Source organism: Microbacterium petrolearium, from assembly GCF_054782875.1.
In genome coordinates this window covers 13,287-36,936 of sequence record NZ_BAAGRQ010000014.1, presented here as the reverse complement: position 1 = coordinate 36,936, position 23,650 = coordinate 13,287, and the positions used below count along the sequence as shown (strand labels likewise).

Sequence of the window (23,650 nt, the reverse complement as noted above, 5' to 3'; positions counted from 1 at the left end):
GTGACCGGATCGGACGCGGCGCGGCCGCGACAGCGCGTGGAGCGCGTGCGCGGATCGCGCCGTGCCCGGCTGACGCGCGTCGAGGGGACCCTGTCGGACTCCGATGCCGAATCGACCCTGCGCGGCGCCGATCCGGCGCCCCTCTCGAGCGGTGAGCGCGGGCCCAACGACGACCGCCTGCGCCGGGACCGCCCGCCGCACTGGTGACTCCGCCCGGGCGTCCGGAGACGACGAAGGCGCCGCCCGGACGGATCCGCACGGCGCCCCTCGCGATCGTCAGGCCTGCTGCTTGGCCAGCAGGTCGCGGATCTGGATGAGCAGCTCCTCCTGCGTGGGGGCGGGCTCCTCCTCCTCCTCGACCTGGATCTTGGCGGCGCGGCGCTCGGCGAGCTTGTTCATGGGCATCACGAGCACGAGGTACACCACGAGCGCGATCGACAGGAAGTTGATCACGGCCGAGATGATGCCGCCGATGCCGAAGTTCACGTCGTCGAACACGCCGGGGAACGTGATGACCCAGCTCTCCAGGTTGCCGCTCGGCACGAACGCGCCGATGAGCGGGTTGATCAGGTAGTCGACGAGCGCGGTGACGATGGCGCCGAACGCGCCGCCGATCACGACCGCGACGGCGAGCTCGATCACGTTGCCGCGCATGATGAAGTCTTTGAAGCCCTGCAGCATGTCTGTTTCCTCCCCCTCCCGGCCGTCTCGGCCGGGTCAGTGGGCGCCGGTCAGGATGCCGCCGGCGCCGGAGCGGATGCTCCGGAAGTCGATGATGGCGCGGACGAGCCGCTCGCGCCAGACGCCGCGCGGGAGTCGGTGCGGTAGAAGCCGGAGCCGTTGAAGGTGACGCCGATCGATCCGTACTGCTTGCGCAGCGGGCCGCCGCACTCGGGGCACTCGCTCAGCGACGGGTCGCTGAAGGACTGGACGGCGTCGAAGGCGTGCCCGCAGGACTTGCAGGCGTAGGCGTACGTGGGCATGCGTCCTCGCAGAGATGACCGGATCAGCGACGCCCGCGCGGGAATGCGAGCGTCCGGGTGGGGGTCACGACGCCGGAGACCGGCTGGTCGTGGACCTCGCGGGGAATTCGCTCCACCAATTCAGAATCATAGATCACCGCGTAGACGGGCGGGCGGTTCTCCATCGATCCCAGCGTCTTGTCGTAGTAGCCGCGCCCCCAGCCGAGCCGCCAGCCGTCCTCGTCGATCGCGGCGGCGGGGATGATCATGAGGTCGACGTCGTTCACCGCGATGGGCCCCAGCACCTCGCCGACCGGCTCCGGCACTCCGTAGGCGCCGATCACCTCGCCGCCCTCCGGCGACGCCACGGCCCAGTCCAGCAGCCCGTCCTCGCGCGTCACGGGCAGCAGCACGCGCACGCCGCGGTCGATCGCCGCGTTGAGGAAGGCGCGCGTGCCCGGCTCGGTGGGCGAGGAGAGATAGCACGCGATCGAGGCGGCGCCGTGCTCGGTCACGAGGGCCTCGAGCCGCGCCGCGATGTCGGCGGCCGCGGCGTCGCGCTGCGCATCGGAGAGCAGCTGACGCCGCTCGCGGAACTCGGCGCGCAGCGCGCGCTTCTCGTGCTCGACGGCATCCGTCATGCCGCGAGTCTACGGGCCCGCGTGCGCGCGACACCCGCGATCCGCCGGGCCTGGGGATCTTTCCCCGTCTCTCGGCATCGATCGCCTAGGGTAATGGCATGGAACCCGCGAAGATCAAGGCGGTCATGCCGGTCGCAGGACTCGGCACCCGCTTCCTCCCGGCGACGAAGGCCACTCCCAAGGAGATGCTGCCCGTCGTCGACAAGCCCGCGATCCAGTACGTCGTGGAGGAGGCCGTCGCCGCCGGCATCCGCGACGTGCTGATGATCATCGGCCGCAACAAGAATGCGATCGCCAATCACTTCGACTCGGTGCCCGAGCTCGAGGAGAGGCTCGAGGAGAAGGGCGACGAGGCCAAGCTCGGCCGCGTGCGCGCCTCGAGCGACCTCGCCGACGTCCACATGCTGCGCCAGGGCGAGCCCAAGGGCCTCGGCCACGCGGTCCACCGCGCCAAGGCGCACGTGGGAGACGCGGCGTTCGCGGTCATGCTGGGCGACGACCTCATCGACGAGCGCGACCCGCTGCTGCCGAAGATGATCGAGGTGCACGAGCAGCGCCAGGCGATGGTCATCGCCCTCATGGAGGTCGACCCCGATCACATCCACATGTACGGCTGCGCCTCGGTCGAGGCGACGGACGACCCCGATGTGGTGAAGGTGACCGACCTCGTCGAGAAGCCGGCCAAGGAGGACGCGCCCTCCAACCTCGCGATCATCGGCCGCTACCTGCTCACACCCGCGATCTTCCCCGTGCTCGAGCACACGGAGCCGGGCAAGGGCGGCGAGATCCAGCTGACCGACGCGCTCAAGGAGGTCGCGCGCGATCCGGGCAGCGTCGACGTGTACGGCGTCGTGTTCCGCGGCCGTCGCTACGACACCGGCGATAAGCTCGACTACATCAAGGCCATCATACGCCTCGCCGCCGATCGCGACGACCTCGGTCCGGAGCTCCGCCCGTGGATCAAGGAGTTCGCGGCGACGCTGTAGTCACGCCAGGACGGGAGAGCCGGATGGACGCTCAGCACGCGCGACAGCACGGGCCGATCTCCATCCGGCTCATCCGTCCCCGCGATGCCCGCACGCTGCAGCACGAGCTGCTCACGAACCGCTCGTGGCTGCGGCCCTGGGAGGCGACGAATCCGCACGGTGCCGTCTCGCTCGACATGCGCTTCGCGATCCGGCGGCTGCTGCAGCAGTACAAGGACGGCAACGGGGTTCCCCTCGTCATGGAGCACGACGGGCGCGTCGCCGGCCAGCTCAACGTCTGGGGCATCGCGCGCGGATCGCTCGAGTCGGCCACGATCGGCTACTGGGTGAGCGAACGCTACGCGGGCCTGGGGATCACCCCGACGTGCGTCGCCATGGCGACCGATCTGTGCTTCGAGGAGCTCGGGCTGCACCGCATGGAGATCTGCATCCGCCCCGAGAACGGCGCCAGCCTGCGCGTCGTGCAGAAGCTCGGCTTCCGCTACGAGGGCCTGCGTCGCCGCTATATCCACATCGACGGCGACTGGCGCGACCACTACGCCTTCGCGCTCGTGCGCGAGGACGTGCCGGAGGGCGTGCTGAACCGCTGGGTGGCGGGCCGCGCGCCCGTCGACGCGGCGGCGATCCCCCCGGCGGACCGCCAGCACAGCTGAGCCGTCCGGGCCGCGCGTCGGACGCGGCGCGCCCGGGTTCTGCGAGACACACGCCACCGCCTCACGGGCGATGCGGTCTCGGTCGCCTACCGTTGCGAACATGGATGGGGGCCAGGTGCTGGGCGGGGGCGTGATCGTCCTCGTCGCCGTCGCGCTCTGGCTCGTGTATCTTCTGCCCACGCTCATCAACCGCTCGCGCTACGACGCGGCCGAGCGCAACGCCGTGCGCCTGTCGCGGGCGCTGCGCGTGCTGGCCGAGACGACCGAGACGCCCGAGGAGGTGCGCGTCGAGCTGACCGCCCGGCAGGCGCACCTGCAGCAGAAGCTCGCCCGCCGCGCTCAGGCCGAGGTGGAGCGGCTGCGGCGGGAGCGGGAGCGGATCGCCGCCGAGGAGCAGCGGCTCGAGCGCGAGCGGGAGCGGCAGGAGCTGGAGCGCCGCCGCCGCGCGCTGGAGGCCGCGCAGCGGGCGCTGCACGCCGAGCGCCGCAGGGCCAGGGCGCGGCGCGGAGAGCGCCTCGGCGCGCTCGTCGGCGCGCTCGCGGGCGGCGCGCTCGCGGCCTGGGGAACGGTGGCGTTCGCGGCGGGACCGTGGCTGCTGCTGTCGGGCCTCGCGCTGGCCGCGCTCGGCGTGAGCGTGCTCAACCGCATGGCACGCGTCGTGCGTCGTGCGCGCCCCGTGCCCGTGGCGACGGCGCCGCCGGTGCGCCGCGCGGCCGCCGAACCGCAGCTGATGAACCCGAAGGACCGCGGCTGGACCCCGCGCACGCTGCCGGCGCCGCTCGTGGCGACCGCCGGATCGCGCGCCGCGACGACCGTCGCCGCGCAGAGCGCCCGCGACGCGCTGCTGCAGGCGGCCCGCGAGGAGGCCCTGCGGGCCCGCGCGGAGGAGCCGCTGCCCGCTCCCGTGTCGATCGCCGATGCCCGCCCCGCCGCCGCGCCGGAGACCGCCCCGGCGGCCGCGGAGTCGCCGTACGCCCGCATGGGCATCGTGGACGATGCAGAGATCGAGGACCACGTCCGCCGCCTGCTCGAGCGCCGCGCGGCCAGCTGATCCGGGCCAGTCCCGGGACGCGCCCGGGGTGCTCCCTGAACGGAGCGCCCGCGCGAATCTGGTAACGTATCTGAGGTTCACGGGCCCATGGCGCAGTTGGTAGCGCGTCTCGTTCGCAATGAGAAGGTCGGGGGTTCGAATCCCCCTGGGTCCACCACATGACAGAAGGGCACGTCCTCCGGGACGTGCCCTTCTGTCATGTATCAGGCAGAGCGATTCGAGGAGGAGTGCGGCGCCAGCCGCGCGACGGGGTCCCCCTGGGTCCACCACATGAAGAAGGCCCTCACCGATCGGTGAGGGCCTTCGTGCGACCCGGGCGGATCGGGTCAGCGCGTCACGCGCCGAGTCGCGCGAGGAGCGCGCGGGCGACGGAGCCGGACGACTGCGGGTTCTGGCCCGTGATGAGCGCGCCGTCCTCGATCACGTGGTCGGCCCACGCGTCGGCCGTGGCGACCTCGACGCCGTTGTCGCGCAGCGTGGTCTCGAGCAGCCACGGGGCGCGGGCCGCGAGCCCGCTCTGGATCTCCTCCTCGTCCGTGAACGCGGTGACGCGGCGGCCCGCGGCGGCGAGTGCGCCGTCCGCGCCGCGCGCCGCGAGCAGGGCCGCGACGCCGTGGCAGACGAGCGCGAGGGGCGTCGCGGTCTCGAGCGCGTCGGCGATGAGCGCGCCGGAGACGGGGTCGACGGCCAGGTCCTCCATGGGGCCGTGCCCGCCGGGGTAGAAGACGGCGTCGTAGTCGCCCAGCGCGACGTCCTCGAGGCGCAGCGGCTCGCTCAGCCGCACGATCTCCGCGAGCGCCGCGCGCGTCTCGTCGCTCTCGAGGGAGCCCTCGTCCGCCACGGGCGGGATGCCGCCGGGCGTGGCGAACACGACGTCGTGCCCCGCGCCCGTCAGCAGGCGGAAGGGCGTGAGCAGCTCCTCGGCCCAGTAGCCGGTGGGGTGGGTGGCACCGTCGGAGAGGGTCCAGGAACGGGCTCCGGTGACGACGAACAGGACGGTGGACATGGCGCTCCTCGGTGATGACGCGGTCGGCGCCCGGTCGGGCGCCTCACAGAGGCCAACGCCCCCGCACGCAGATTCTTCCGGCCGATCGAGTTCCGCCGCGCGTCGCGATACGCTCGGCGCGAGCGCGGGTCTCGCGGAACGGAGCTGGAGGAGCCATGGCGGACGGGATCGTCTACGACAGCGTGGACTGGCACCTCGGGGGCGACTTCCCCGACGACCTGGACGACGCGGCCGCGCGCACGCACATCGGCGTGTTCCTCGCGTGGATCGTGGAGCGCGGGCTGCTGGAGGAGGACGTCGCGCGCGAGAACGCCGACGAGGTCGCCGCCGTGCGGGCGGGGGAGCTGAGCGGCTCGGCCTTCCTGCGCGACTGCTGCGACGACGTGCTGAGCGCCGACGTGCTCTCGGAGGAGGGCGACGCGTTCGCGCGGGACTACTACGAGGCGCTCTACCTCGACGACTACGTCGACCTCTCGGACGACGACCTGCCGACGATCTACCACGAGCCCGATTCGCCCGAGAAGCGCGCGGAGGTCCGCGCGGTCCTGGATGAGCGGTTCGCCGAGTGGCAGCGCGACGGCGCGGCGGCGTTCGGCTGAGCCGATGACGCGCGAGACGACCGAGACGGCGCCGGCGACCGGCCGGCCCGCGTACACCGCCGCGCGCGACGGGGCGATCCGGCGCCTGCGCGGGCGCGTGCTCGAGATCGGCGCCGGCACCGGCGCGAACTTCGCGCACCTGCACGCCGACGTGGAGTGGATCGGGCTCGAGCCGTCCGCGGGGCGCAGCGGCGCCCTGGCCGAGAACGCCCGGCGCCACGGGCACCGCGCCGCGCCGCTCGTGACGGGCGCCGAGGAGATCCCGCTGGCCGACGCGAGCGTCGACGCGGTCCTGGCGACCACCGTGCTGTGCAGCGTGCGCGATCAGGCTGCGGTGCTCGACGAGGCCGCGCGCGTGCTCGTGCCCGGCGGACGGGTGCTGCTGGCGGAGCACGTGGCGGCCCCGGCCGGATCGGGCACGCGCCGGCTGCAGCGGCTCGCGCGCCCGCTCACGCGGCTGCTCGACCACGGCTGCGACCCGGTCCGCGACACCGAGAGCGCCGTGCGCGCGAGCGCCCTCCGGCTCGAGAGCGTGCAGCGATTCGCCGTGCCGGTGCTCGGCCGCCTGCGCATGCCGTTCGTCGTCATCGAGGCGATCAAGCCCGCCTGAGGGGCCGGTCTCAGGCGGGCGAGCGGCTGGAGTCGCGCAGGATGAGCGTGGGCGCGGCGACGACGCGGGTCGGGGCCTCGCCCACGGCCAGCGCGAGCGCCATCGCCATGGCGTCGGCGCCCATCCGCTGACGCGGCTGATCCACGCTCGTGATGCGCATGAGATCCGCCAGGTCGGTGTTGTCGTAGCCGACGACCGCGAGGTCGGCGGGCACGCGGACGCCCCGCGCGGTGGCGTCGGCGATGAGCCGCGCGGCGAGGCGATCGTGCGCGGCGAAGACGGCCGTCGGCCCGGCGTCGCCGGTCATCGCGTCCAGCAGCGCCTCGATCCCCCCGTCGCGCGAGTCGTACTCGCGGGGTGGCGTCGCGAGGGACCGATAGGCGGCGCGGCGGGCGGAGGCGGCGGGGCGGTCGGAGTCGTAGAGGTGCGCGATCCGCTCGTGTCCCGCGTCGATCAGATGCCGCAGGGCCAGGCGCGCGCCCGTCTCATCGTCGTTGGAGATCCATCCGGCATCCGCGGGCACGGAGGGCGGCCGGCCGACGACGACGAGCGGCACGCGGGACGACGCGTCGCACAGGTCGTCCTCGGTGAGGTGCCCCGTCACCGCGATCACGGCGTCGACGCCGAGGGAGATGAGGCCGGCGAGGCGCTCGCGCAGCAGGGCGCGGTCACGGCGGCCGTGGCTGAGGATCACGCCGAAGCCGGCGTCGCGCGCGGCGTCCTCGATGCCGTTGACGACGTCGGTCTGATAGGCGTTGCGCAGGTCCGTCAGCAGCACGCCCACGAGCTCGCTGCGCCCGCTCACGAGCCGCTGCGCCCAGCCGTTGCGTCGGTAGCCCAGGCTGTCGGCGGTGGCGAGGATGAGGTCCCGGCTGGCCTGGCTGACGCCGGGATCGCCGCGCAGCGCCGCGCTCACGAGCGACTTCGAGACTCCGGCGGCGTGCGCCACGTCCACGATCGTGGGGCGACGGTGTGCCGGGGTCATGCATCGAGTCTCGCATCCGCGCATCGCGCGGGGGCGCCGGTCTGCGGCGCGCCTGGAACGTTCCGGATCCGTTCACCTTCCGGACCGCCGCCGGTCACGATGCGCCCGTAGCGTCGCGTCCGTGACCTCCGCTGATCTCCTTCCGGCACCGCTCCGGAACGTTCCAGACGCCCTGCTGCTCGACTTCGGCGGCGTGGTGTTCGAAACCGCCAAGGACCCCGCCGGCAAGCGGCGCCTCGCCCAGAAGCTGCGCGAGCGCCTCGCCAGGGGCCTCATCGACGTGGAGACCGACCGCCTGCAGAGCTCGCTCACGGCGGGCCTGACGGCGCTCAAGCACTGGAAGCACGCCCAGAGCCGGCGCCTCGCGCCGCGCGAGCTGGCCCCGCGCGAGATCGTGGGCGACTTCCTGGCCGCCGACCTGCCGGAGCGGGCGCGGCTGCTGCTCGTCGCCGAGGCGAGCGACGTGCTGCTCGAGGTCACGACGACGCTGTCGGAGCACCGCGTGCGCCCCGGGATCCGGGAGCTGCTCGATCTGGCCGACGCGAACGGGATCCCCGTGGGCATCGTCTCGAACGCGCACTCCGGGCGCAGCCACCGCGCCGTGATGGCGCAGCACGGGCTGGACGGGCGATTCGCCGTGCAGTGCTACTCGGACGAGGTGGGCCTGCGCAAGCCGCATCCTGGCATCATCGAGCTCGCGGCCGAGGCGTGCGGGACGACGGCGGATCGCTGCTGGTACGTCGGCGACACCCAGGACCGCGACGTCGTGGCGGGGCGCCGCGCGGGCGTCGCGGCCGTGATCCTCACCCGCAGCCACCACACCGACGCGCCGCCGTTCGCGGTCGACGGCGAGGCCGACGCCGTCTACGAGGATCCGCGGGGCATCGTCGCGGCGCTGCAGGCGGCGCTCGCCGCCGGCGCGCGCCCGGCGCCCGCCGCGCCCGTCCCGCCGGCGGGGCGCGCCGCCCTGCTGATCGACCACGGCGGCGTGATCTCGGCGTCCGCGGCCGACGAGGAGCAGCTGGCCGGATTCGCGACCTGGCTGGCCCGGCTGCTCGCCGGCCCGGAGTCAGAGCTCGACGCGGCGGGCGTCGAGCGTCTCATCGCGCAGGCCAGGGCGACGCACCGGGCGTGGAAGGCCGCCGCCCGCCGCCGCTTCGACGAGGAGGGCGCCGCGCTGCCCGAGGCCGATGCCGTGGTGTTCTGGAGCGAATGGTTCGGAGCCGCGCTCTCGCCCCGGCGCCGCGCCGTGCTGCGTGCAGAGGCGCACGACGTCATGGCCCGCTACGGGCGCGCGAAGTCCCGGCGCACGCTGCGCGAGGGGGTGCGCGAGCTACTCGAGACGTGCCGCGACGCGGGCATGCCGGTCGTGGTCGTCTCGAACACCGTGAGCGGGCGCGCCGTGCGCGAGGAGTGCCGCGAGCACGGGCTCGACGCGCTCATCGGCGCCTACGTGTGCTCGGACGAGATCGGCGTGCGCAAGCCCGACACCCGGATCGTCGACGAGGCGCTTGCGATCGCGGGGGCCGACCCCGCGCGCACCTGGTTCCTCGGCGACAAGCCCGAGAACGACGCCCTCGCGGCCCGAGCGTGCGGCGTGGCCCGTCGCGTGCTCGTCCGCGGCGGATCCACCCCGGATCCCGAGCTCGACGCCGCCCTGGCGTCGGGACTCGCCACCGAGATCGTCGGAACGCCCGGCGATCTCGTCCCCCTCGTCCGCACCAGCCGGCTCGCGCCGGTCGCCTGATCCCGAGTACTTCCCCCTTACCCGAAGGAGACTGCAGTGACCACCACCGAAGCACGCCGCGGGCAGCTGCGCGGCGGAGGCTCCGCGGCGCCGTCCACGCCCCAGAACCTCATGGTCTTCGTCCTCTCGATGGCACTGTTCGGGCTGTCGAACATCATCCTCGAGGTCATCCCCGACATCACGATCGGTCCGGTCGACTTCTCCGTCAGCTACATGGTGTTCATCCCGATCACCCTCGCGGCACTGTTCAGCCCGTTCTGGGTGGCGCTGGGCGCCCCGCTCGGCGAGATCGTCTTCACCGACCTGCTGATGGGCGACTTCTCCGGCCTCGCCGAGGTCGAGGGCTTCATCCAGATGTTCCTCGCCATCTACATCGCCGGCTCCGTGATCCGCAATCCGCTGAAGCGCGGGCAGATCGTGCTGGGTGCGCTGCTGATCGTCGGCATCGACAAGTTCCTCTCGGCGGCCGTCGACCTGCTCAAGGTGTGGATCGGCGTCGAGGACGCGGAGTTCGTGCAGGGTCTGCCCGAGTCGGTCCTGCTGCTCGAGGCCATCGGCTTCGGCGTCGACCTCGTCATGTCGGGCATCCTGTTCGGCGCGATCCCCGCCATCTGGCTCGTGCCGGCCCTGTACCGCCGCATCGAGCCGATGCTGGGCCTCGCGCCGCGCGAGCCGGGCAAGCCCATCCCCGGCGGCGTGCCGCAGGCCGCCTGGTTCGTCGTGGTGGCCGTGCTCGCCGGCATCGCCTCGTTCTTCTTCGCCTTCCTCGAGGCGTGGGACGTGTCGGTCGGGGCGGTCGAGGGCGAGTTCCGCGACGTCTACGGCGACCAGTTCCTCTGGGTGAGCGTGGCCGCGATCGTCGTCGTGCTCGCCCTCGCGAGCATCCTGTTCGCCGTCTGGCGCAAGCGCCGCAAGGACGCCTGACCCGTGGCCGACCCGATCATCGAGGTGCGCGACCTCAGCTTCCGCTACCCGGGAGCCAAGGCCGACACGCTCCGCAACGTCACCCTCACCATCGAGCGCGGCGACTTCGTCGCGATGGTCGGCGGCAACGGCTCCGGCAAGACCACCCTCTGCAAGACGTTCAACGGCCTCGTCCCGCACTACTGGGCGGGCGAGTTCGCCGGATCGGTGCACGTGGCCGGCATCGACACATGGGAGTCGTCGGTGGCGCGGCTCTCCTGGTCGGTCGGCTACGTGTACCAGGACTTCCAGAACCAGCTCGTGCGACCGACCGTGCGCGACGAGGTGTCGTTCGGGCCGATCAACTTCGGCTTCGAGGACCACGCCGAGCGCACGGCCGAGGCGATGGCGGCCGTCGGGATCGCGCATCTGGCCGACCGGTTCGTCTGGCAGCTGTCGGGCGGCCAGGCGCACCTCGTCGCGCTGGCCTCCGTGCTGGCGCTGCGGCCCGAGGTGATCGTCGTCGACGAGCCGGTGGCGGAGCTCGACCCCGCCGCCGCCCACGACGTGTACGACCGGCTCACGGCGCTCAACCGCGAGCGCGGGATCACGGTGATCACGATCGAGCACCACGCCGAGTTCATCGCGCAGTACGCCCGCTCGGTCGTGCTCATGAGCGCCGGGGCGCCGGTGTGGCACCTGCCCGTGACGGAGGCGCTGACGCGCGCCGACGACCTTGCCGAGCACGGCATCCCCGCCCCGCAGGTCGTGGACGCGATGCGGCGGGTGGGGGTGCCGGGTGTCGCCCGCTCGGTCGGTGAGGCGGCCGAGGCCATCCGCGTGCGCGTCGACGAGCCGCCCCGCGCGGTCGCACCGCCGGCGGCATCCGTCGCGCCCGAGGCAGCGAGCGTGGTCGCCGAGGCGCGCGGCGTCTCGCACGGCTTCCGTTCCGTGGCGGGCGACATCCAGCCCGTCATCCGGGACCTGTCCGTCACGCTGCGCGAGGGCGAGCGGATCGCGCTCATCGGCGGCAACGGCTCGGGCAAGACCACGCTCATGCGGCTGCTCGCGGGCATCCACGTGCCGCGCGAGGGCGACGTCTTCCTCGACGGCGAGAACACGAGGTCGAAGCGCGCGGGCCGGCTCGCCGAGCGGGCGGCCTACCTGTACCAGCAGCCGGAGCGGATGTTCCTCAAGGAGTCGGTGCGGGCCGACGTGGCGCTCTTCCCGCGCAGTCGGCGCGATCCGGATGCCGAGGCGCTCACCGATCGGATCCTCGATCGCGTGAAGCTCGTGCCCTTCGCCGACCGGGACGGCCGTACGCTCTCGGGAGGCCAGCAGCGGCGCGCGACCCTCGCGATCGGGTTGGCCATGCGCCCCAGCCTGCTGCTGCTCGACGAGCCCACCGCGAGCCTGGACGTCGCCAGCCGGGACGACGTGATCGGCATGCTCGGCGAGCTGGGCGACCGGATCGGCTGCGCGGTGATCGCGACCCACGACATGCACCTCGTCGCGGAGGTCGCGACGCGCGTCATCGCGCTCGAGGACGGGCGCATCGTCGCCGACACGACCCCGCGCGAGCTGTTCGCCGACGAGGCCGTGCTCGCGAGGGCCCGCCTCGTGCCGCCGCAGGTGGCGCAGCTGGGGCGGGCGCTCGGGATGGACCCCCTCCCGGTGACGCTCGACGAGTTCGCCGCGTGGCACCCGCGGGCGCGGGCCGGTGCCCCCGCCGGCGGGAGGGTGACGGCATGAGCGCCGTGGCGCGCAAGCAGCGCGACGTGCTGAGCGTCGAGTGGATCAAGCTCGAGCTCATCCGCACCGCGTACTCCACGCGCGGCGGCCTGTTCGCGGCGATGGATCCCCGTGTCGTCCTGCTCTGGTACGTCGCGACGGCGCTCGCGCCGTGGTTCACGCACAACCTCACGACCATCGGCTGCCTGTTCCTGCTCGGCACGATCGCGGTCGTCCTGGCCCGCGTGGGTCCGCTCGTGCTCGGCCTGTTCGTGATCGGCCTCGGATTCGAGCTCGTCTACCTCGTGCTCGCCGCGACGATCTTCGGCGGCGACTTCACCACGTTCGTCGCCCTGACCGAGGTGACGGCGAAGATCGGCGTCGTGTCGCTCGTGAGTCTGGCGGCGTTCGTGTCGCTCGATCCCGAGAAGCTCTCGGACGCCCTGCTCGCCCTGCGCTGCCCGCCCGCGATCGCCTTCGCCGTGTCGTACGGGTACCGCATGATGCCGATCCTCGTCGAGGAGTTCTCGACGGTGATGGAGGGCTACCGACTGCGGCAGGCGCCGCCCGCGCAGGCCGGCCTGCTCGGCTGGCGCCACGTGGTGCACTGGGCGACGCTCGCCGTGCGGGCGTTCTATCCGATCTTCCTCAACACGGCCAAGTCGGTGCGCACCACGGTCGAGGCGCTCGAGGCGCGGGGCTTCACGTTCGCGACGGTCGACGACCGAGGCCGGCGCATCCGGATCGAGGGACTGCGCGTGCGCTGGCTCGATGTGCTCGTGCTCGCCGCGACCGCGGCGCTCGTGGCGGCCTGCTACGCCGCGGGCGCGCAGTGGCCCGTCTACCGCTGACGCGGCCGACGGGCCGCCGTCAGCGCCGCGCGGCGTACTGCTCGCGGATGACCGGGCGCGTGTCCGGCTCCGGAGAGGCGGAGAGCGACACCGGCCATGCCGGGCGCTCGCCGGTCAGCGCCCACGCCGCCTGCACGGCGCCGCCCGCGGCGACGTACTCGCCCGGCTCGGGCACGACGACGCGCGCGTCGAACACCTGCGCCGCGATCGCCGCGACCGCCGGGTTCTGCGCCGCGCCGCCGACGAGCAGGATCCGCTCCGCCGTCACGCCGTGCGCGCGCACGGCGTCGAGGCCTTCCGCGAGCCCCGACAGCATGCCCTCGACGGCCGCACGCGCGAGGTTCTCGCGCGTCGTGGCGGCGAGGGTCATGCCGAACAGCGTCGCGGTGGCGTCCGGCAGGTTGGGCGTGCGCTCGCCCTCGAAGTAGGGCTGCAGCACGAGGCCGCCCGCGCCCGGCTGCGCGTCGAGCGCGAGGCGCCCGAGCTCGCCGTGGTCGACGCCGAGGAGGGCGGCGATCCGATCGAGCACGCGGGCCGCGTTGAGCGTGGCGATGAGCGGCAGGTAGCCGCCCGCCGCGTCGGCGAAGCCCGCCACGGTGCCGCTCGCGTCGCGCACGGGCGCGTCCGTCACGGCGAACACCGTGCCGCTCGTGCCGATCGAGACGACGACGTCGCCGCTCGAGGCGCCGAGGCCGAGCGCGGCTCCGGCGTTGTCGCCGCAGCCGGGGCCCACGACGAGGCCGTCGGCGAGCGATCCCGCGCCGCCGGCCACCGACTCGGACGGCCCGAGCACGCGCGGGAGCACGATGCCCGACGCGTCGCGCCGCAGGGCCAGGCTCAGCAGCTCGCGGTCGTAGGCGCCGGAGGCCGCGTCGAAGTACGCCGTTCCGCTCGCGTCGGATCGATCCGTCACCAGCTCGTCCAGCACCGGCCCGAGGGGCGACTCGCCCTCGGGGCCGTAGCCGCGCAGCCGCCACGTGAGCCAGTCGTGCGGCAGCGCGACCGCGGCCACGCGCGCGGCGTTCTCGGGCTCGGCGTCGGCGAGCCAGCGCAGCTTCGTCGCCGTGAACGACGCCACCGGCACGAGGCCGGTGCGCCGGGCGAACTCCTCGGCCCCCACCTCGGCGGTGAGGTCGGCGGCGGCGCCGGCCGAGCGGGTGTCGTTCCACAGCAGCGCGGGTCGGATCACCCGCCCGTCCGCGTCGAGCGCCACCATGCCGTGCTGCTGCCCGCCGATCGAGATCGCCGCGACGTCGCCCAGGCCGCCGGCCTGGGCGAGCGCCGCCTGCAGTGCGTCCCACCAGGCCGCGGGGTCGACCTCGCTGCCGTCGGGGTGGGCGGCCCGCCCCGTGCGCACGACGGCGCCGGTGGCGAGATCCCGCACCACGACCTTGCAGTTCTGCGTCGACGAGTCGACGCCCGCGACCAGCGGCATGTCAGCGCGCGCCGAGCAGGTGCTCGGTCGCCAGCTGCTGCAGGCGCACGAAGCCGAAGCCGTGCCCGCCGAGGTAGGCGCCGGCGTCGAACTCCTCGAAGGCCGAGCGGTCGGCCAGGAGGTCGTCGTACGACTCGCCCTCGTTCAGCGTGGGGGCGCGCAGCTCGTCGACCTTCGCGGCCTTGAGCGCCTCCTGCACCTCGGGGTCGGCGCGGAAGGCGTCGGCCCGCTCCTTGAGCAGCAGGTAGGTGCGCATGTTGGCCGAGACGGAGTCCCAGATGCCCTGCTCGTCCTCGGTGCGGCTCGGCTTGTAGTCGAAGTGGCGCGGGCCCTCGTAGGCGGGGCCGCCGGCCGGCGAGCCGTGCTCGAGGAGGTCGACGAGCGCGAACGCGTTGTGCAGGTCGCCGTGACCGAACACGAGGTCCTGGTCGTACTTGATGCCGCGCTGGCCGTTGAGGTCGATGTGGAAGAGCTTGCCGTGGTACAGCGCCTGAGCGATGCCCGCGGCGAAGTTCAGGCCCGCCATCTGCTCGTGGCCGACCTCGGGGTTCAGGCCCACCAGCTCGGGGCGCTCGAGCGAGTTGATGAACGCGAGCGCGTGCCCGAGCGTGGGCAGCAGGATGTCGCCGCGCGGCTCGTTCGGCTTGGGCTCGATGGCGAAGCGCAGGTCGTAGCCCTTGTCGACCACGTACTGGCCGAGCAGATCCACGGCCTCCTTGTAGCGCGCCAGCGCCGCCTGGATGTCCTTGGCCGAGTCGTACTCTGCGCCCTCGCGGCCGCCCCACATCACGAACGTCTTCGCGCCGAGCTCGGCGGCGAGGTCGATGTTGCGCAGCACCTTGCGCAGCGCGAAGCGGCGCACCTGGCGGTCGTTCGAGGTGAAGCCGCCGTCCTTGAAGACGGGGGCGCTGAACAGGTTGGTCGTGACCATCGGGACGATCAGCCCGGTGTCGGCGAGGGCCTGCTTGAGGCGGTCGATCTGCGTCTGGCGCTCGGCGTCGGTCGAGCCGAAGGCGAACAGGTCGTCGTCGTGGAAGGTGAGACCGTAGGCGCCGAGCTCGGCCAGCTTCTCGACGGCGTGGACCACGTCGAGCGCGGGCCGCGTGGGTCCGCCGAACGGGTCGGTGCCGTTGTATCCGATGGTCCAGAGTCCGAACGAGAACCGGTCGTCCTTGGTGGGTGTGAGGGACATGGGGGACCCGCTTTCAGCGTCGTCGGTGAATTGTTGTGAAACAGAACATATCAAGGCCGGGGTGCCGCCGCAATGGGTTCACGGCGCGCCGCCGCGCTGCTCGCGCAGCGGCGTGCGGCGCGGGGATGACGCGGCTCAGAGCTGCACGGGCACCGGCCCGTCGGCGCTCCCGCTGAGCTCGAACTCCGCGCTCGCCGCACCGGTGGCGACGCGATAGCGGCCGCGCCAGCCCTCCACGCGCACGCGGCCGTCGCCGTCCGTGCGGAGCGGGGTGGGCGCGAGCCACCACTCGCCGCGGATGAGGGCGTGCAGCCGGTCGTACGACGGCTTGCGGCTGCCGTCGGCGCGCAGCAGCCCGATCGGCGCGCCGAGCCACGCGCCGGCGTCCGAGATGCCCCAGTACGTGATCGCCTCGACGGCGGGATGCGCCACGAGGGTCCGGTACATCCGCTCGAGCTCGTCGGCCTGCCGCTGTTCGCCCTCCGGCGTGGACGGCCACGCATCGACGACGTAGTCGTTGAGGTCCTCGATCTCCGGCGGCATGAGCCGGCCGGAGACGAGGCTCACCTCGGTGAAGTGCAGCGGCAGCCCGAACCGCGCGAACCGATCCGCCTTCGCCCGCAGCCACTCCTCGCCGCGGAAGCCCTGGTGCATGTGCGTCTGGAGGCCGATGGCGTCGATCCGCACGCCCGTCTCGAGCGCGTCCTCGATGACGCGCTCGTACCGCTCCGAGAGGTCGAAGTCGTTGATGAGCAGCGTCGCCGAGGGGTTCGCCGCGCGCGCCGTCTCGAACGCGAGCCGGACGATGCCGGTGCGGCCGAGCTGGCGCGCCAGGCGCGAGACGGCGTTGGGCACGCCGTCGGGCTCGTTCTCGAAGACCGGCATGATCGCCACCTCGTTGATGGCGTCCCACGCGTCGATCACGCCCGTGAAGTCCGCGACCTCCCGCGCCACGCGCTCGCGCAGCAGCCGCTCGGCCTCGTCGGAGGGGAGCGGATCGAGCCACGGCGCCTTCACGGTGTGCCACACGAGCGGGTGGCCCTTCAGGCGCACGCCGCGCTCGGCGAACCAGCGCGCGGCGGCGAGCAGCCGCGCCGTGTCGGGCCGCCCGCGCTCGGGTTCGAAGCGCCCCCAGTAGAACGGCAGCGTCGCCGTGTCGAACAGGCCCAGCCAGGCCTCGGCGAGCGGCGTCGCGTCCTCCTCGCCGCAGGCGTGGGGAATGAGGTCGAACCCGATGTTGCCGAAGCCGAACGCGTGCCGCGTCTGCTCGACGGTCGCCTCGTGGTGGGCGAGCGGCGCGCCGCCGCCGGTGGTGAGCACGATCTCGGCGGTGCCGGTGCGGTGGGGGATGACGTCCATGTCAGCTCCTCGGTGTCGGTGTCGGTGGGGGCTACCGCGGTGGGCGGGAGGTCGATCCGCGCACGACGAGCTCGGCGGGCATGCGGATGTGCTCGCCGTCGCGGCCGTCGAAGATGCCCAGCAGCATGCGCACGGCGGCCGCGCCCATCGCGTGCAGCGACTGGCGCACGGTGGTGAGGGCCGGCGTGGACGCGACGGCCTCCGGGATGTCGTCGAAGCCGACGATCGAGAGGTCCTCGGGGATGCGCAGCCCGCGCTCGGCGGCGACGCGCATGGCCTCGATCGCGGAGAGGTCGTTCGCGGCGAAGATCGCCGTGGGCGGCTCGGGCAGGTCGAGCAGTGCGGCCGCGGCGGCGGTCGAGTCGGCGGCGCGGTAGCCGCCGTCGACGACGAGGGCCGGGTCGAACGGCAGCCCCGCGCCCTCGAGCGCTTCGCGGTAGCCGCGCTCGCGCAGCTGCGCGGACTCGAGGTCTGCGCGGCCTCGCAGGTGCGCGATGCGGCGGTGTCCCAGCGAGACGAGGTGCTCGGTCGCGGCGCGGGCACCGCCCAGGTTGTCGGTGTCGACGGTCGCCGGGCCCATGGGGCCCGTGTGCGGATCGATCGCGACGACGGGCATGTCCGTCTCCGGCAGCGCCACGGTGGGGGTGACGATGATCGCGCCGTCGATGAGGGTGCCGCCCAGGCGCGACAGCGACCGCCGCTCCCAGCCGGTGTGCTCGCCCGCCGACACGCTTCCGGCGTACGCGAGGATGTCGTACTCGGTCCCCTGCAGCGCCGTCGAGACGCCGCGCAGCAGCTGCACCGCGAAGGGCTCGAACTCGGCGACGAGCACGCCGACGACCTGCGTGCGGCGGCGCCGCATCGAGGTGGCGACGAGCGAGCTCTCGTACCCGAGCTCGCGCACGATGCCGAGCACGCGCTTGCTCGTGGCGTCGGCGATGCCGTCGCGGCCGTTGATGACCTTCGAGACCGTGGCGACCGAGACCCCCGCCGCGCGCGCGACATCCGTGATCGTGATCCGCCGGCCGGGCCGCGGGCCCAGTGCGTTCGCCGTCATGATCCCTCACGGTAGCCCCATCGGAGGGCGGCGCGGCGCCGCCCCGCGGCATATTCACGCCGCGTCGGGGATCGATCCTACGGAGAGCGAAAACGTTATCGACAACGATTGACACGTCGCGCGACCGATGTCACAGTGGACGCGACACGCCTGGAGGACTCGACAACAGCGTCGAGCGGGTGCGTCGATCACTCAACGAAGAGGAGACCTGCGCATGAACGTTCGGAAGGCATGGACCGCCGCGGCGGCGGTCGTGGCCGTGGGGGCGCTCGGGCTGTCCGGCTGTGCCGGTGGCGACACCGGCGGCGGCGACGACGGCAGCGTCGAGATGACGATGTGGCACAACTCGACCACGGGCCCCGGCAAGGAGTTCTGGGAGGAGGCGGCCGCGGCGTTCGCCGAGGAGAACCCCGGCGTCACGATCAACGTGACCTCGGTGCAGAACGAGGACCTGGACGGCAAGCTGCAGACGGCCGTCAACTCGGGCGACATGCCCGACATCTTCCTGCAGCGCGGCGGCGGCAAGCTCGCCGACATCGTGGCGGCGGGGCAGGTCAAGGACCTCACCGGTGCGATCGACGACGACGTGAGGGAGGCGCTCGGCGAGGGGTCCTTCAACGCCTTCACGCTGGAGGACAAGATCTACGCGGTGCCGACCGCGGTGCTGCCCGGCGGCATCTTCTACAGCAAGGACCTGTTCGCGCAGGCCGGCATCACCGAGACGCCGACGACCATCGACGAGCTCGGCGAGGCCGTCGACAAGCTCAAGGCCGCGGGCATCCAGCCGATCGCGCTGGGCGGCAAGGCCGCCTGGCCCGCCGCGCACTGGTACTACTTCTTCGCGCTGCGCGCGTGCAGCGAGGACGTCATCTCGAACCTCACGACCAACCCCGACTTCACGGACGGCTGCTGGCTCGAGGCCGCGCAGAACCTCGAGGAGTTCGCCGGGACCGACCCGTTCCACGAGGGCTTCCTCACCACCGACCCGCAGGAGGGCGCGAACTCGTCGGCCGGTCTCATCGCCAACCACCAGGCGGCCATGGAGCTCATGGGCGCCTGGAACGTGGGCGTCATCGCCAGCCTGACCCCGGACGAGCAGCCGCTGCCCGACCTCGGCTGGTTCCCGTTCCCCGCCGTGGACGGCGGAGACGGCGACCCGACCGCCATGATGGGCGGCGTCGACGGCTACTCGTGCTCGGTCGACTCGCCGTCGGCGTGCGAGGAGTTCCTGAACTTCATCTCGGGCAAGGAGTGGCAGGAGAAGTACGCCGAGGCGTACCAGACGATCCCCGCCTCGTCCGAGGCACTCGGCGCCGTGACCGACCCGTCGCTGCAGCCGCTCATGGAGGCGTACGGCGAGGCCGCGTACGTCACCCTGTGGCTCGACACGGCGCTGGGCCAGAACGTGGGCAACGCGCTGAACACGGGCGTCGTCGACATGCTGGCCGGTCAGGGCGACGCGCAGTCGCTCGTCGACGGCGTCGTCACGGCGTCCGAGCGAGGCTGATCGCCGACCATGACCGACACCCAGGCACTGCGCTCCGCGCCCGTGCCTGAGAGGATCGCCGACACCGGGGCGGGCACCGCGCCCGCCCCGGTGACCGGCAGGCGGAAGCCGCGGGCCGACTGGCGCAAGCGCGGCGAGATCGCGCTCCTCTCGGGACCGGCGCTCATCGTCTTCGTCGCCTTCGTCATCTTCCCGGTGGTGATGGCCGCGTTCTACGGCTTCTTCAAGTGGAACGGCTTCGGCTGGCCCACCGAGTTCGTGGGGCTGCGCAACTACGTCCTCATCTGGGAGGACGAGACCTTCCGCGCCGCGGTCGGCCACAACTTCGCGATCGTGTTCCTGTCGCTGCTGCTGCAGGGCCCGCTCGCGATCCTGTGCGCCCTTCTGATGAACCAGAAGATGAAGGGCCGCTCGCTCATCCGCGTGCTCATCTTCGTGCCCTACGTCATCTCCGAGGTCGTCGTCGGCACGGGCTGGAGCCTGATGATGCAGGACAACGGCGCCGTCAACTCGCTGCTCGGCAAGCTCGGCCTCGAGTGGCTCCGGCAGTCGTGGATCGCGGATCCCGATGTGGCCATCTGGACCCTGATGCTCATCATCTCGTGGAAGTACATCGGCTTCGCGGTGATCCTCATGCTCGCGGGCATGCAGTCGATCCCGGAGGAGCTGTACGAGGCGGCCGCGATCGACGGAGCCGGGTTCTGGAAGACGCAGTGGAGCATCACGCTGCCGCTGCTGGGCCCCACCATCCGCATCTGGGCGTTCCTGTCGATCATCGGCTCGCTGCAGCTGTTCGACCTCGTCAACATCATCTGGGGCCAGTACGTGGCGGCCACCGCCGGCACGTCCACCATGGCCACGTACATGTACCAGAACGGCCACCTCGCCGGGAACTACGGCTTCGGAAACGCCGTCGCGGTGATGCTGTTCCTCATCTCGCTCACCGTCGCTCTCGTGTACCAGCGCTTCGTGCTGCGGCGCGACACGGCGGGAGCCATCACGGACGGGAGGGCCGAGCGATGACCGCGACCTCGGTGGCGATCCAGGCGATCGGCCGCAACAGGCGCCCCCGCGCGCCGAAGGAGAAGTGGGGCAGCCCCTGGGTGTACCTGCTGGCGGTCATCCTCATCAGCATCTGCATCACGCCGGTGCTGTACATCATCATCGGCGGCTTCCGCACGAACGCCCAGATCACCCAGGACCCGTCGGGCTGGCCGGCGCCGTGGCAGCTCGCGAACTACGGCGACGTGCTCGCGGGCAGCGAGTTCTGGTCGGCCACGTGGAACTCCACCCTCGTCGCGCTCGGCACGACCGCCGGCGCCGTGGCGCTCGGCGTGATGGCCAGCTACGTCATCGCCCGCTACGACTTCGGCGGCAAGGGCGTCATGTACTCCCTGTTCGCCGCGGGGCTGATGTTCCCCATCACCGTGGCGATCACGCCGCTGTACCTGCTCGTGCGGAACCTCGGGCTGGTGAACAGCCTGGGCGGCGTCATCCTGCCGCAGATCGCGTTCGCGCTGCCGACGACCATCATCATCCTCGTGCCGTTCCTGAGGGCGATCCCGAAGGAGCTCGAGGAGGCCGCCTCGATCGACGGCACCGGACGCCTCGGCTTCTTCTGGCGCATGGTGATCCCGCTGAGCCTGCCCGGCGTGATCACCGTGGGGATCCTCGCGTTCGTGGGCTCGTGGAACGGCTACATGCTGCCGCTGTTCATCCTCACCGACAGCTCGCTGTACACGCTGCCGCTGGGCGTGCAGAACTTCTCGTCGCAGTACTCCGTCGACACGGCCCGCGTGCTCGCCTACACCTCGCTGTCGATGCTGCCGGCGCTCATCTTCTTCAGCCTGTTCGAGCGCCGCATCGTGGGCGGCCTCACCGGGGCGGTGAAGGGATGACGCCGGTCACGCCCGCGCAGACGACCGAGGCGCCCGCGCTCGCGGCGCAGAAGAAGGAGAACGACGTGACCGACGCCACGCTCACCGCCACCGCCGCGCACCGGGGCGACGCCTCCGAGCGCGTGCGCGACCTGCTCTCGCGCATGACGCTGGAGGAGAAGGCCGCGCAGCTCGTCGGGTACTGGATCGACCAGGGCGGCGAGGTCGTCGCGCCGATGGCCGACGAGATGAGCACGGCGAAGGACGGCCGCTCGCTGGCCGACATCACGCGCGACGGCATCGGGCACTACACGCGCGTCTACGGCACCCGGCCCGTCGAGCCGGAGGAGCGGGCGGCGTGGCTGTGGCGCGAGCAGCGGCGGCTCAAGCGCGAGACGCGCCTGGGCATCCCCGCGATCGTGCACGAGGAGTGCCTCACGGGGCTCGCGGCGTGGAAGGCCGCCACCTTCCCCACGCCGCTGGCCTGGGGGGCGTCGTTCGACCCGGAGCTCGTGGCCGAGATGGGCGAGGCCGTCGGCGCCTCGATGCGCGAGCTGGGCATCCACCAGGGCCTGGCTCCCGTGCTCGACGTCATCCGCGACCCCCGCTGGGGGCGGGTCGACGAGTGCATCGCGGAGGATCCGTACGTCGTCGGGACGATCGGCACGGCGTACGTGCGAGGCCTGCAGGGCGCCGGCGTGCACGCCACGCTGAAGCACTTCCTCGGCTACTCGGGCTCGCAGGCGGGGCGCAATCACGCGCCCGTGCACGCCGGCCCCCGCGAGGTGGCCGACGTCTTCCTCCCGCCGTTCGAGATGGCCATCCGCGACGGCGGGGTGCGGTCGGTCATGAACAGCTACGCCGAGATCGACGGCGTGCCCGTCGCCTCCGATCCCGCCCTGCTCACCACGCTGCTGCGCGACGAGCTCGGCTTCGACGGCGTGGTCGTGGCCGACTACTTCTCCGTCGGCTTCCTCGAGGTGATGCACGGCGTGGCCGCCGACCGCGGCGAGGCGGGCGAGCTCGCCCTGCGCGCCGGCATCGACGTGGAGCTGCCCACCGGCGACGCCTACCTGGCGCCGCTGCTGGAGCGCGTGCGCTCCGGGCTGCTGGACGAGTCGTACCTCGACCGCGCGGTGCTGCGCGTGCTGTCGCAGAAGGAGGAGCTGGGACTGCTCGACGCCGACGCGTTCGAGGACGAGCCGCCCGCGTCGGTCGCGCTCGACGGGACCCGTCACCGCGACATCGCGCGCCGGCTGGCGGCCGAGTCGGTCGTGCTTCTCGCCAACGACGGCGTGCTGCCGCTGGCCGCCGACGCGCGGCGCGTGGCGGTGCTCGGGCCGAACGCCGACCGCGCCGACGCCCTGCAGGGCTGCTACTCCTTCGCCAACCACGTGCTCGCGCACCACCCCGAGTACGAGATCGGCATCGAGATCCCCACCGTGCGCGAGGCGCTCGAGGAGGCGCTCCCCGACGCGGAGGTCGTCTACGCGCGCGGCTGCGAGGTCGAGGGTGACGATCGGGAGGGCTTCGAGGAGGCCGTGGCCGCGGCGGCGGCCGCCGATGTCGCGGTCGTCGTCGTGGGCGACCAGGCCGGCCTGTTCGGCCGGGGCACCGTGGGCGAGGGCAACGACGTGGAATCGCTCGATCTGCCGGGCGTGCAGCGCGAGCTCGTGGAGCGCGTGGCCGCCACGGGCACACCCGTCGTCGTGGTGCTGCTGACGGGGCGCCCGTACGACCTGGCGTGGGCGCTCGACGCGCCCGCGGGCGCCGGGCCCGCCGCGGTGCTGCAGTCGTTCTTCCCCGGCGAGGAGGGCGGGCGGGCGATCGCGTCGATCCTGACCGGCGAGCAGAGCCCCTCCGGGCGGCTGCCGCTGAGCCTGCCGCGCTCCGCGGGTGCCCAGCCCTACGGCTACCTGCGCCCGGTGCTCGGCGGTCCCTCGGACGTCACCTCCACCGACTCGACGCCCGTGCGGCCGTTCGGATTCGGCCTGGGGTACACGACCTTCTCGTACACCGACCTCGACGTCGACGCGTCGGCGGCGACGGACGGGCGCTTCGCGGCGGCCGTGACGGTGTCGAACACGGGCGAGCGCGCCGGGGTCGACGTCGTGCAGCTGTACGGGCGCGACGTCGCCGCCTCCGTCACCCGCCCCGTCGCGCAGCTGCTCGGCTACGCCCGCGTGGCCCTGGAGCCGGGCCAGTCGCGCCGTGTGGCCTTCGACGTGCCGGCCCAGCGCTTCGCCCTCACGGGTCGCGACCTGCGACGCGTCGTGGAGCCCGGCGAGGTGGAGGTGTGGGTCGGCTCGCACGCCGAGGCGTCGCCGCGGGCCGCGCAGGCGCAGGAGTCCACGGGCGGCGTCATCGCGAACGCGCGGGCGCAGGCGGCCAGGGATGTGCCGGGGGAGGCGACGACGCGAGCGACCGTCGTGCTCACGGGCGACGTGCACGCCGTGGGCCCGGATGACCCGCGCACGGTGGCGGTGACCGTGCGCTGA

General features: G+C 72.8%; 23 protein-coding genes and 1 tRNA gene. 15 read left to right on the top strand and 9 right to left on the bottom strand.

Going from position 1 to position 23,650, the window contains the following annotated elements; translation table 11 throughout:
- Entirely contained in the window at positions 1-207 is a 207-nt protein-coding gene (locus ACYVJ0_RS11105) for a hypothetical protein (protein ID WP_460817864.1), read from the top strand.
- Positions 208-276: 69 nt separating this feature from the next.
- On the opposite strand, the gene mscL is transcribed toward ACYVJ0_RS11105, so the two are convergent.
- From mscL to ACYVJ0_RS11090, 3 genes are read right to left on the bottom strand one after another with little or no spacing between them, the layout of a single operon-like run.
- Positions 277-681, bottom strand: a complete 405-nt coding sequence (gene mscL, locus ACYVJ0_RS11100; protein WP_460817862.1) for a large conductance mechanosensitive channel protein MscL — start codon at positions 679-681, stop codon at positions 277-279.
- A 50-nt stretch (positions 682-731) separates the two neighbouring features.
- Complete coding sequence (locus ACYVJ0_RS11095; protein WP_449854798.1) at positions 732-983, bottom strand: FmdB family zinc ribbon protein; 252 nt, start codon at positions 981-983, stop codon at positions 732-734.
- 23 nt (positions 984-1,006) lie between these two features.
- A complete protein-coding gene (locus ACYVJ0_RS11090; RefSeq protein ID WP_460817860.1) occupies positions 1,007-1,603 on the bottom strand; it encodes a 5-formyltetrahydrofolate cyclo-ligase in 597 nt (198 codons plus the stop codon).
- A gap of 98 nt (positions 1,604-1,701) precedes the next feature.
- Between ACYVJ0_RS11090 and galU the strand changes: the two genes are divergently transcribed.
- The 4 genes from galU to ACYVJ0_RS11070 all read left to right on the top strand — a co-directional run bounded on the left by galU (position 1,702) and on the right by ACYVJ0_RS11070 (position 4,450).
- On the top strand, positions 1,702-2,589 hold the full coding sequence (gene galU / locus ACYVJ0_RS11085; RefSeq protein ID WP_460817858.1) for a UTP--glucose-1-phosphate uridylyltransferase GalU: 888 nt from the start codon (positions 1,702-1,704) through the stop codon (positions 2,587-2,589).
- A gap of 23 nt (positions 2,590-2,612) precedes the next feature.
- Positions 2,613-3,242: a GNAT family N-acetyltransferase gene (locus ACYVJ0_RS11080; RefSeq protein ID WP_449854801.1), complete on the top strand. Its 630-nt coding sequence runs from the start codon at positions 2,613-2,615 to the stop codon at positions 3,240-3,242.
- A 100-nt stretch (positions 3,243-3,342) separates the two neighbouring features.
- On the top strand, positions 3,343-4,293 hold the full coding sequence (locus ACYVJ0_RS11075; protein ID WP_460817857.1) for a large exoprotein: 951 nt from the start codon (positions 3,343-3,345) through the stop codon (positions 4,291-4,293).
- Between the two features lie 81 nt (positions 4,294-4,374).
- Positions 4,375-4,450 (top strand) — tRNA-Ala (locus ACYVJ0_RS11070).
- A gap of 177 nt (positions 4,451-4,627) precedes the next feature.
- Here the strand turns inward: ACYVJ0_RS11070 and ACYVJ0_RS11065 are convergent.
- A complete protein-coding gene (locus ACYVJ0_RS11065) occupies positions 4,628-5,299 on the bottom strand; it encodes a type 1 glutamine amidotransferase domain-containing protein (protein ID WP_460817855.1) in 672 nt (223 codons plus the stop codon).
- A gap of 155 nt (positions 5,300-5,454) precedes the next feature.
- On the opposite strand from ACYVJ0_RS11065, the gene ACYVJ0_RS11060 reads away from it, so the two are divergent.
- Together ACYVJ0_RS11060 and ACYVJ0_RS11055 are read left to right on the top strand one after the other, a co-directional pair.
- Positions 5,455-5,898, top strand: a complete 444-nt coding sequence (locus ACYVJ0_RS11060; protein WP_449854767.1) for a DUF7832 domain-containing protein — start codon at positions 5,455-5,457, stop codon at positions 5,896-5,898.
- Between the two features lie 4 nt (positions 5,899-5,902).
- Positions 5,903-6,508: a class I SAM-dependent methyltransferase gene (locus ACYVJ0_RS11055; protein WP_449854766.1), complete on the top strand. Its 606-nt coding sequence runs from the start codon at positions 5,903-5,905 to the stop codon at positions 6,506-6,508.
- Between the two features lie 10 nt (positions 6,509-6,518).
- Here ACYVJ0_RS11055 and ACYVJ0_RS11050 read toward each other — a convergent pair whose 3' ends face one another.
- Positions 6,519-7,493 carry a LacI family DNA-binding transcriptional regulator gene (locus ACYVJ0_RS11050; protein ID WP_449854765.1) on the bottom strand — a complete coding sequence of 325 codons (975 nt, stop codon included), beginning with the start codon at positions 7,491-7,493 and terminating at the stop codon, positions 6,519-6,521.
- A 121-nt stretch (positions 7,494-7,614) separates the two neighbouring features.
- On the opposite strand from ACYVJ0_RS11050, the gene ACYVJ0_RS11045 reads away from it, so the two are divergent.
- The 4 genes from ACYVJ0_RS11045 to ACYVJ0_RS11030 are packed head-to-tail and all read left to right on the top strand — an operon-like array spanning position 7,615 to position 12,725.
- Complete coding sequence (locus tag ACYVJ0_RS11045) at positions 7,615-9,240, top strand: HAD family hydrolase (protein WP_460817853.1); 1,626 nt, start codon at positions 7,615-7,617, stop codon at positions 9,238-9,240.
- A gap of 36 nt (positions 9,241-9,276) precedes the next feature.
- On the top strand, positions 9,277-10,164 hold the full coding sequence (locus tag ACYVJ0_RS11040) for a cell division protein FtsQ (protein WP_460817852.1): 888 nt from the start codon (positions 9,277-9,279) through the stop codon (positions 10,162-10,164).
- 3 nt (positions 10,165-10,167) lie between these two features.
- Positions 10,168-11,895, top strand: coding sequence for an ABC transporter ATP-binding protein (locus ACYVJ0_RS11035; RefSeq protein WP_460817850.1), 1,728 nt, complete (start codon positions 10,168-10,170; stop codon positions 11,893-11,895).
- Positions 11,892-12,725, top strand: coding sequence for an energy-coupling factor transporter transmembrane component T family protein (locus ACYVJ0_RS11030; protein ID WP_460817848.1), 834 nt, complete (start codon positions 11,892-11,894; stop codon positions 12,723-12,725). The genes ACYVJ0_RS11035 and ACYVJ0_RS11030 overlap by 4 nt, the downstream gene beginning before the upstream one ends.
- Before the next feature lie 19 nt (positions 12,726-12,744).
- On the opposite strand, the gene xylB is transcribed toward ACYVJ0_RS11030, so the two are convergent.
- The 4 genes from xylB to ACYVJ0_RS11010 all read right to left on the bottom strand — a co-directional run bounded on the left by xylB (position 12,745) and on the right by ACYVJ0_RS11010 (position 17,768).
- Positions 12,745-14,160: a xylulokinase gene (gene xylB / locus ACYVJ0_RS11025; RefSeq protein ID WP_460817846.1), complete on the bottom strand. Its 1,416-nt coding sequence runs from the start codon at positions 14,158-14,160 to the stop codon at positions 12,745-12,747.
- 1 nt (position 14,161) lies between these two features.
- Positions 14,162-15,352, bottom strand: a complete 1,191-nt coding sequence (xylA, locus tag ACYVJ0_RS11020) for a xylose isomerase (protein WP_449854759.1) — start codon at positions 15,350-15,352, stop codon at positions 14,162-14,164.
- A gap of 135 nt (positions 15,353-15,487) precedes the next feature.
- Positions 15,488-16,711, bottom strand: a complete 1,224-nt coding sequence (locus tag ACYVJ0_RS11015; protein ID WP_460817844.1) for an endo-1,4-beta-xylanase — start codon at positions 16,709-16,711, stop codon at positions 15,488-15,490.
- A 31-nt stretch (positions 16,712-16,742) separates the two neighbouring features.
- Positions 16,743-17,768: a LacI family DNA-binding transcriptional regulator gene (locus tag ACYVJ0_RS11010; protein ID WP_460817842.1), complete on the bottom strand. Its 1,026-nt coding sequence runs from the start codon at positions 17,766-17,768 to the stop codon at positions 16,743-16,745.
- Between the two features lie 214 nt (positions 17,769-17,982).
- Here ACYVJ0_RS11010 and ACYVJ0_RS11005 point away from each other — a divergent pair, with 214 nt between their 5' ends.
- The 4 genes from ACYVJ0_RS11005 to ACYVJ0_RS10990 are packed head-to-tail and all read left to right on the top strand — an operon-like array spanning position 17,983 to position 23,650.
- Positions 17,983-19,275, top strand: coding sequence for an extracellular solute-binding protein (locus ACYVJ0_RS11005; protein WP_460817840.1), 1,293 nt, complete (start codon positions 17,983-17,985; stop codon positions 19,273-19,275).
- A gap of 9 nt (positions 19,276-19,284) precedes the next feature.
- On the top strand, positions 19,285-20,298 hold the full coding sequence (locus ACYVJ0_RS11000; protein WP_460817838.1) for a carbohydrate ABC transporter permease: 1,014 nt from the start codon (positions 19,285-19,287) through the stop codon (positions 20,296-20,298).
- Positions 20,295-21,173 (top strand): carbohydrate ABC transporter permease, encoded by an 879-nt coding sequence (locus ACYVJ0_RS10995; RefSeq protein ID WP_449854754.1) that lies wholly within the window; start codon positions 20,295-20,297, stop codon positions 21,171-21,173. The genes ACYVJ0_RS11000 and ACYVJ0_RS10995 overlap by 4 nt, the downstream gene beginning before the upstream one ends.
- Complete coding sequence (locus ACYVJ0_RS10990) at positions 21,170-23,650, top strand: beta-xylosidase/alpha-l-arabinosidase (RefSeq protein WP_460817836.1); 2,481 nt, start codon at positions 21,170-21,172, stop codon at positions 23,648-23,650. The genes ACYVJ0_RS10995 and ACYVJ0_RS10990 overlap by 4 nt, the downstream gene beginning before the upstream one ends.

Coding starts and splice junctions, on each gene's coding strand:
- mscL (WP_460817862.1), bottom strand. CDS start 681: ATGCTGCAGGGCTTCAAAGACTTCATCATGCGCGGCAACGTGATCGAG.
- ACYVJ0_RS11095 (WP_449854798.1), bottom strand. CDS start 983: ATGCCCACGTACGCCTACGCCTGCAAGTCCTGCGGGCACGCCTTCGAC.
- ACYVJ0_RS11090 (WP_460817860.1), bottom strand. CDS start 1,603: ATGACGGATGCCGTCGAGCACGAGAAGCGCGCGCTGCGCGCCGAGTTC.
- galU (WP_460817858.1), top strand. CDS start 1,702: ATGGAACCCGCGAAGATCAAGGCGGTCATGCCGGTCGCAGGACTCGGC.
- ACYVJ0_RS11080 (WP_449854801.1), top strand. CDS start 2,613: ATGGACGCTCAGCACGCGCGACAGCACGGGCCGATCTCCATCCGGCTC.
- ACYVJ0_RS11075 (WP_460817857.1), top strand. CDS start 3,343: ATGGATGGGGGCCAGGTGCTGGGCGGGGGCGTGATCGTCCTCGTCGCC.
- ACYVJ0_RS11065 (WP_460817855.1), bottom strand. CDS start 5,299: ATGTCCACCGTCCTGTTCGTCGTCACCGGAGCCCGTTCCTGGACCCTC.
- ACYVJ0_RS11060 (WP_449854767.1), top strand. CDS start 5,455: ATGGCGGACGGGATCGTCTACGACAGCGTGGACTGGCACCTCGGGGGC.
- ACYVJ0_RS11055 (WP_449854766.1), top strand. CDS start 5,903: ATGACGCGCGAGACGACCGAGACGGCGCCGGCGACCGGCCGGCCCGCG.
- ACYVJ0_RS11050 (WP_449854765.1), bottom strand. CDS start 7,493: ATGACCCCGGCACACCGTCGCCCCACGATCGTGGACGTGGCGCACGCC.
- ACYVJ0_RS11030 (WP_460817848.1), top strand. CDS start 11,892: ATGAGCGCCGTGGCGCGCAAGCAGCGCGACGTGCTGAGCGTCGAGTGG.
- xylB (WP_460817846.1), bottom strand. CDS start 14,160: ATGCCGCTGGTCGCGGGCGTCGACTCGTCGACGCAGAACTGCAAGGTC.
- xylA (WP_449854759.1), bottom strand. CDS start 15,352: ATGTCCCTCACACCCACCAAGGACGACCGGTTCTCGTTCGGACTCTGG.
- ACYVJ0_RS11015 (WP_460817844.1), bottom strand. CDS start 16,711: ATGGACGTCATCCCCCACCGCACCGGCACCGCCGAGATCGTGCTCACC.
- ACYVJ0_RS11010 (WP_460817842.1), bottom strand. CDS start 17,768: ATGACGGCGAACGCACTGGGCCCGCGGCCCGGCCGGCGGATCACGATC.
- ACYVJ0_RS11005 (WP_460817840.1), top strand. CDS start 17,983: ATGAACGTTCGGAAGGCATGGACCGCCGCGGCGGCGGTCGTGGCCGTG.
- ACYVJ0_RS11000 (WP_460817838.1), top strand. CDS start 19,285: ATGACCGACACCCAGGCACTGCGCTCCGCGCCCGTGCCTGAGAGGATC.
- ACYVJ0_RS10995 (WP_449854754.1), top strand. CDS start 20,295: ATGACCGCGACCTCGGTGGCGATCCAGGCGATCGGCCGCAACAGGCGC.
- ACYVJ0_RS10990 (WP_460817836.1), top strand. CDS start 21,170: ATGACGCCGGTCACGCCCGCGCAGACGACCGAGGCGCCCGCGCTCGCG.